Origin of the sequence: Binatus sp. (SeqCode) (assembly GCF_050013435.1) — a bacterium.
In the GTDB taxonomy this organism is placed as follows: domain Bacteria; phylum Desulfobacterota; class Binatia; order Binatales; family Binataceae; genus Binatus.
Genome location: NZ_JBEKFG010000111.1, coordinates 1 through 7,059 on the forward strand (window position 1 = coordinate 1; position 7,059 = coordinate 7,059).

Here is a 7,059-nt window from a genome sequence, read left to right on the forward strand (position 1 = left end):
CATCTTTTTCTGGGTCGCGCGCATGATGATGTTCGCGTTGGAGCTCACGGACCAGGTGCCGTTCAAGGACGTATACATCACGCCGCTGGTGCGCGACGAACTTGGCAAGAAGATGACCAAGTCGAAGGGCAACGTCGTTGACCCGCTCGATTTGATGGAACAGTACGGGGCCGACGCGGTCCGGTTCACGCTGGCGCAGTTGGCCGCGCAGGGGCGCGACGTAATCCTGTCGCACGACAGATTCGCGGCGTCGCGGGCATTCGCCAACAAGATCTGGAACGCCGCGCGCTTCGTGATGATGAATCTCGACGGTGCGCCGCAACCGCTCGCAACAGTTGAAATCGCGAAGCTGGGATTGGCCGAGCGATGGATTCTGTCGCGGCTCGACGACACGATTGCAGAAGTCACTCGTGCAATCGAAGCGTACGAATTCAACGTCGCGGCGATGAAGCTGTACCAGTTTATCTGGCACGAGTTCTGCGATTGGTACATCGAGCTGTCGAAAGATTCTCTAAAGGCCGGCGGCGAGCGCCAGGCGGCGGCGCGATGGGTGCTGGTGAACGTTTTCGACAAGATGCTGCGCCTGCTGCATCCGTTCATGCCGTTCGTGTCCGAGGAAATCTGGCAGGTGATTCGCCCTTACATCGACGAGACGAATCTCGCGGCGCATTTGCCGATTGCGAGGTATCCCGAAGTGTCGGTGACGAATCCGCTTTCGGCGGCGGAGGAAACCGCGATGAATCACTGCATCGAGGCGACCGAGGCGATCAACTCGCTGCGCTCGTTGCTCGGTTGGCATCCAGGCCAGCGCCTCCGAGCATCGATCAAGCGGGTCAGTGACAGTGCGTTCGATCAATTTGCTCAGTGGATACCATATGTAACGACGCTGGCGAAACTCGAGAGTCTGGAACACGCGGAGAATTCCGGCGCGGCCGTGGTCTTCGCGCAGGTTTCGTTCGGCGATGTCGGCGTGGCCGCGCCTGAAGGATATGACTTTGAGGTGGCGCGCCAGAAGCTGCGAAAACAACTGGCGGAGGTTGAGAAACACATCACTCAACTCAAAGCACGCTTGAATGATCCGAACTTCCTATCCAAAGCAGATCCCTCGACTGTCGCGGAAGCCAGAGAGCGGTTGGTACAACTGAAGAAAGAGCAGCGGATGCTCACTGAACAACTGCAGCAGCTCGGCGAAAGCGCATGAACCCTCCGTGTCATTCTGAGCGAAGCGAAGAATCCCGGATTCTGGTGCTCGGCTGTGCACTGCTGCCGGGATTCTTCGCTGCGCTCAGAATGACAAACATGACGTAGCTCGCAGGTACTCGTGGAACTGCTCAAACAACTCGACCTCACTGAACTCATCGAGCGGGCGCTCGCCGAGGACGTGGGGCAGGGCGATATCACCACCGCCGCGACCGTCGCGCCGGGCGCGATGGGCCGCGCGCGAATCGCCGTCAAAGAGCCGCGAATGATTCTCGCCGGCGGCATCCTGATTGAGCCCGTGATGGAACAGGCCGGCGCGGCGCCGCGCATGGTCGCGCTTGCGCCCGAAGGCACTGAGCTGAAAGCGGGCGATATTCTCGCGGAAATCGAGGGCCGGCTGGCGGGACTGCTGATCGGCGAGCGCACGGCGCTCAACTTCGTGCAACTGCTCTCGGGAATTGCGACCACGACGCGCGCGTTTGTCGATGCGATCGCGGGCACGCATGCGAAGATCCTAGACACGCGCAAGACTCATCCCGGTCTGCGCGTCGTCGAGAAGTACGCGGTCCGCGTCGGCGGCGGGCATAACCACCGCCTCGGCCTGGACAGCGGCGTGCTGATTAAGGAAAACCACATCGCAGCGGCGGGCACAGTGACCAAAGCCATCGAGGGTGCTCGCCGGACGGCGCCCCATACGCTCAAAATCGAGATCGAATGCGAGACGCTCGCCCAAGTTGAAGAAGCACTTAAAGCCGGCGCCGACGCGATCCTGCTCGACAACATGACGCTCGACAACGTCCGCAAGGCGCGCGCGATGGCACCGCAGACGGTGCAGCTCGAAGTCTCCGGTGGCGTGACACTCAAGAACGTTCGCGCGATCGCGGAGGCGGGCGTCGATTTAATTTCCGTCGGCGCACTGACTCATTCGGCGCGATTTCTGGATATCAGCATGAGAATCGACGTGGTTTGATTGGCGGGCGCCCCGCCCGACGCTACACGGCTGCGGATTCACTGAAAAAATGCCTCAGAATCCATATCTCGCAAGCGAACGCGGCGCGCCCGGCCGCATCGGCTGGCGGATCCATTACTTCGACGAAATCGACTCCACCCAGGAAGCCGCGCGCGAACTGGCCGCGGGCGGCGCCGACCAGGGCACTGTGGTGATTGCGGAGCGTCAGAGCGCGGGGCGGGGCAGGATGGGCCGCACGTGGCATTCGCCGCCCGGCGTCAATCTGTACACGACGATTATCCTCCGTCCGCCGATTCCACTGGCCGACGTGCCGCGGCTGGGCCTGGTGGCCGGAGTCGCGACGGCGGAGGCGCTCGAGCGCGAGGCGCCGGGGATCGTTGCGCTCAAATGGCCCAACGACGTTTGGCTTCGCGGACGCAAGGCGGGCGGGATGATCGCCGAGGCGGTCACCGACGCGCGCCAGAAACTCGACTGCGTGCTGCTGGGCATCGGAATCAATATCAATCTCGCGGCGGACGACATCCCGCCCGAGCTGCGCGACAAGGCGACCTCGATGCGTATCGCGACCGGGCATCCATGCGACCGGATCGCGATCGCCGATTCGCTTTTTAATCTGCTCGACTCCCGCTATATGGAATCCCTGACCCGCGGCTTCGAGTCGGTTCGCCCGGCGTGGGAACGCTACTCGGCGCTGACCGGCAAGCGCATCGCAATCGTGGACGGCGGGCGGCGCCAGTCGGGAGTGGTCAGGGGAATCGACGGGACAGGTGCACTGCTGCTAGACATCGGGGACCGGATCGAGAGAATCGTCGCCGGCGAGGTGAGCGTGGAAGGGGCGTACGAGTAGGCCGTATGTGATCAACGCGAAATAAACTGCATCGAGCGGCGACGCGGCGCGCGGGAATCGGCGCTGGTCCCGCCGGGCAGGCTGAGAGGTACTCTCTATGGCTGTGGAGGAAATCGGACGGCTTAGAACTATCGCAATCGTGGGCCAGGGCGGAACCGGCAAGACGCAGGCCGCCGATGCGATGCTCTTCACGGCCGGCGCGACGCCGCGATTGGGACGGCCCGACGACGGCTCGGCGGCGATGGACTTCGAACCCGAAGAAACCAAGCATCACATTTCGATCAGTTCCGCGTTTAATCATCTCAACTGGAAAAAGACCGAAGTAATTCTCGCCGATACGCCCGGCTACGCCGCCTTCCTGCCCGAAACGATCACGACTCTGCGCGCGGTGGACGGCGTCGTGATGCTGATAAGCCCGGGCGCCGACACCAAAGTTGAATCGGAAAAAATCTGGGCCGCGACCCAGGAGCTCAAACTGCCGCGGATCGCATTCGTGTCGCGGCTGGATCGCGAGCGCACCAGCTTCGACGCCGCGATGAAGGATCTCGAAAAGGTTCTTGGCGCGCGCGCCGTCGCGCTGACGATCCCGATTGGCGAAGAGCTCGGCTTCACGGGCGTCGTCGACGTGCTCGCGATGAAGGCGCTCACGTACGCCGACACCAGCGGCAAATTCAAGGAAGAAGAATTGTCGGCCGAGCTGAAAGCCCGCGCGGAAGCGGCGCGCACCGCGTTGTTCGAGGCGGTCGCTGAGACCGACGACGCGCTGCTCGAAAAATATCTCGACAAAGGGACTCTCGACGACGGTGAAGTTCGCGCCGCGCTGCACGCGGCCGTGGTCGAGCGCAAAATCACGCCGGTCTTCTGCGGCTCGGGGGCAAAGAATATCGGCATCGGGCCGCTGCTCGACGCCGTGACGACCTATCTGCCCGCGCCCAACGAACGTCCGCCGGTGGAATGCCAGAATCCCACGACCGGCGAGCCGGTAAGCCGTCCCGCCGATCCGGCGGCGCCGTTCGCCGCGCTGGTGTTCAAGACGATCATCGACCCGTTCGCCGGCAAGCTCTCGATCTTCCGCATCATCTCGGGCCACGCTCAGACCGACGCGGGCGTGTTCAACTCGACCAGGGAATCGAAGGAGCGCTTCGGCCAGTTGCTGCGGCTCGAGGGCAAGAAGCAGTCTCCGATCGCCAGCGCGATCGCGGGCGAGATCGTCGCCGTCGCCAAGCTGAAGGACACCACCACCGGCGACACGCTATGCGACGAGAAAGCGCCGGTGCTCGTGATGCCGCCGCTGACGCGTCCGGCGGCCGTTATGTCTTTCGCGATTCATCCAAAGACCAAGGGCGATGAGGAGAAGTCGTCGGCGGCGCTGCAGAAGCTGATCGAAGAGGATCTCGCGCTGGAGATGCATCGCGATCCGCAGACCCACGACATCATTTTGTCGGGTACCGGCCAGATGCATATCGAAATCACGGTCGAGAAGCTGCGCAGGAAATTCAACGTGGACGTCGAGCTTCAGGCGCCCAAGGTTCCTTACAAGGAGACCATCAAGGGACGCGCCGAAGCGCAAGGCAAGTACAAACGGCAATCGGGCGGCCGCGGACAATACGGCGATTGCTGGCTCAAGGTCGAGCCGATGCCGCGCGGCAAGGGCTTCGAGTTCGTCGACAGCATCGTGGGCGGCGTGATCCCGCGCAACTTCATTCCGTCGGTCGAAAAGGGCGTGCGCAACACGCTGGTTGAAGGACATCTGGCCGGCTATCCGATGGTGGACGTCAGGGTCACAGTATTCGACGGCAGCTATCACGATGTCGATTCGTCGGACATGGCGTTTCAGATTGCAGCCTCGATGGGCTTCAAGGCAGCGCTGGAAAAGGCCAAGCCGATCATCCTCGAACCGATCGTTGCGGTCGAAGTTGCATGTCCCGATGAATGCATGGGCGACGTAATTGGCGATCTGAACTCGCGGCGCGGCAAAGTGCTTGGGATGGACAGCAAGGGCCATGGCCAGGTGATCAAGGCGCAGGTGCCGATGTCGGAGGTGCTGAAGTACGCGCCGGACCTGCGCTCGATCACGTCGGGCCGCGGCTCGTTCGAGCAGCACTTCTCGCATTACGAGGAGGCGCCGGGGCCGGTCGCGGAGAAAATCATCAAGGAGACGCTCGCGGCGCGCGAGGCCGCCGGCGCCAAATCGCACGCGCACGCCCACGCATAACGGCGCGGGGCAGGGCGGGGCGGCCGGGTATTGCAAGGGCCGCCCGTCGAGTACAATCGGTGCTGAGTCAGCATTGCGATGGCGCCGATAGGAAAAAGCCTGGTCTTCGCCGGTGTCGCGATCGTGGTCGTGGGACTGGCGCTGTGGGGATTGTCGTCGGCGCCATATGTAGGCAAGCTGCCCGGTGACATCTACATCCGTCGCGGCAACTTCAGCTTCTATTTCCCGCTTGCCACCTGCGTTCTTATCAGCATCGCCGCGACCCTGCTGTTTTCGCTGATGAGGCGTTGACGAATTGGCAGCAGAAAAATCCGTAAGCCCGCATCGGCTTGCAGAGCGCAAGCGGCGCCGTCGCGAGCTGATCGCCGTCGGAGTTGCCGGCGCGACGCTGGTCGCGTTCGTGCTCGCGCAGACCGAGTTGCCGCCGCTCACGCGTCACACCTCGCTGGTCTCCAATCTGGCGGTCATCTCGCTGTTCAACCTGAGCTTCCTGCTGCTCGGATTGATGCTGTTCCTGGTCGGACGCAATCTCGCCAAGGTCATCTTCGAGCGCCGCCGCGGATTGATTGGTTCGAAATTCCAGGTCCGGCTGGTCGCGGGATTCATCGCCGTCGCGCTGATCCCGAGCGCGTTTTTGCTTTACGTGTCGAGCGTCTTCCTGCACGAGGACATCAACAGCTGGTTCAATCCCGAGTACCAACAGATTCTCAATGACTCGCTCGAGATCGCGAAGACCTACTATCTGAACTCGGCCAACAACGCGTCGCATTTCGCCCGCGTGCTGGCCGGGGAGATCTCGGCGCAGGGCCTGCTCGCGCCGCAGAAGCGCGACGAACTCAAGTCGTTCATCGCCAAGCGCCAGCAGGAATACAACCTCGGCACCATCGAGGTGTTCTCCGCCGATCGCAAACTGCTGCTGATCGACATCAGCCCCAAGACTCCCACCGGCATCGGCGCGTTGCCGGATTCCCCGATCATCTCGCAAACGCTGAAGGGACAGGCGCTCACTCGCACCGACCGGCTCGGCAGCGCCGACGTAATCCGCGGCTCCGCGCCGATTTACCTCTCGAGCGAAACCGACAACGTGCTCGGCGCGGTGCTGGTCGACTACTATCTGCCGCAGAGCCTGGCGACGCGCGCAACCAACATTTCGCGCGTTTCCGAGGACTACTTCCAGCTGCGAATTCTTCGCCAGCCCATCATGAACAGCTACCTGCTGACGCTGGCGCTGATCGGGCTGGTGGTGGTGACGCTGGGGAGCTGGTTCGGAATGTTTCTTGCGCGCGGAATCACCGGCCCGATCAAGTTGCTCGCACGCGGGACCCAGGCGGTCGCCGGCGGCGATCTCAATTTCCGCATCCCCGCCGTAGGCGACGACGAGATCGGCCATCTGGTCGATTCCTTCAACCAGATGACCGCCGACCTGCGCGCTTCGGCCGCCGAACTCGAGCGCCGCCGCCAGTACACGGAGACTCTGCTGCGCAACGTGTCGGCGGGCGTCGTCGGGCTGGACCATGACGGCGTCGTCACCACGATCAATCCATGCGCCGAGCGCCTGCTCGATCTGAGCGCCGCCGCCGTCATCGGCCGCAACTACCAGGGAGCGTTTCCACCCGCGCTGGCCCGCGTGCTCGACGACGTGTTCGCCTTCGCCACGCGCCCCCGCGAGGCCCGCTCGACGGTCAAACTCGAAGCCGCAGGTGGCGAGACCGAGCTGATGATGACCGCCAGTCCGCTGGGCGAGACCCCCGACGAGCCGGCCGGAACGGTGCTGTTCTTCGAGGACGTCAGCCAGATAGCGAAGGTCGAGCGGATGGAGGCGTGGCG

Annotated in this window: 6 protein-coding genes; all 6 read left to right on the forward strand. The window is 63.0% G+C overall.

What is annotated here, in order from left to right; all coding sequences use genetic code 11:
* The coding region (locus ABSB13_RS16130; RefSeq protein ID WP_428110300.1) for a class I tRNA ligase family protein at nt 1-1,201 on the forward strand (1,201 nt) is incomplete at its 5' end.
* A 120-nt stretch (nt 1,202-1,321) separates the two neighbouring features.
* Nucleotides 1,322-2,170: a carboxylating nicotinate-nucleotide diphosphorylase gene (gene nadC / locus ABSB13_RS16135; RefSeq protein ID WP_428110302.1), complete on the forward strand. Its 849-nt coding sequence runs from the start codon at nt 1,322-1,324 to the stop codon at nt 2,168-2,170.
* A gap of 49 nt (nt 2,171-2,219) precedes the next feature.
* On the forward strand, nt 2,220-3,017 hold the full coding sequence (locus ABSB13_RS16140; RefSeq protein WP_428110303.1) for a biotin--[acetyl-CoA-carboxylase] ligase: 798 nt from the start codon (nt 2,220-2,222) through the stop codon (nt 3,015-3,017).
* A 97-nt stretch (nt 3,018-3,114) separates the two neighbouring features.
* Complete coding sequence (fusA, locus tag ABSB13_RS16145) at nt 3,115-5,232, forward strand: elongation factor G (protein ID WP_428110305.1); 2,118 nt, start codon at nt 3,115-3,117, stop codon at nt 5,230-5,232.
* Between the two features lie 78 nt (nt 5,233-5,310).
* Nucleotides 5,311-5,523 carry a DUF2905 domain-containing protein gene (locus ABSB13_RS16150; protein WP_428110307.1) on the forward strand — a complete coding sequence of 71 codons (213 nt, stop codon included), beginning with the start codon at nt 5,311-5,313 and terminating at the stop codon, nt 5,521-5,523.
* Between the two features lie 4 nt (nt 5,524-5,527).
* Nucleotides 5,528-7,059 (forward strand): sensor histidine kinase (locus ABSB13_RS16155; protein ID WP_428110309.1); only part of this gene is annotated, 1,532 nt, incomplete at its 3' end.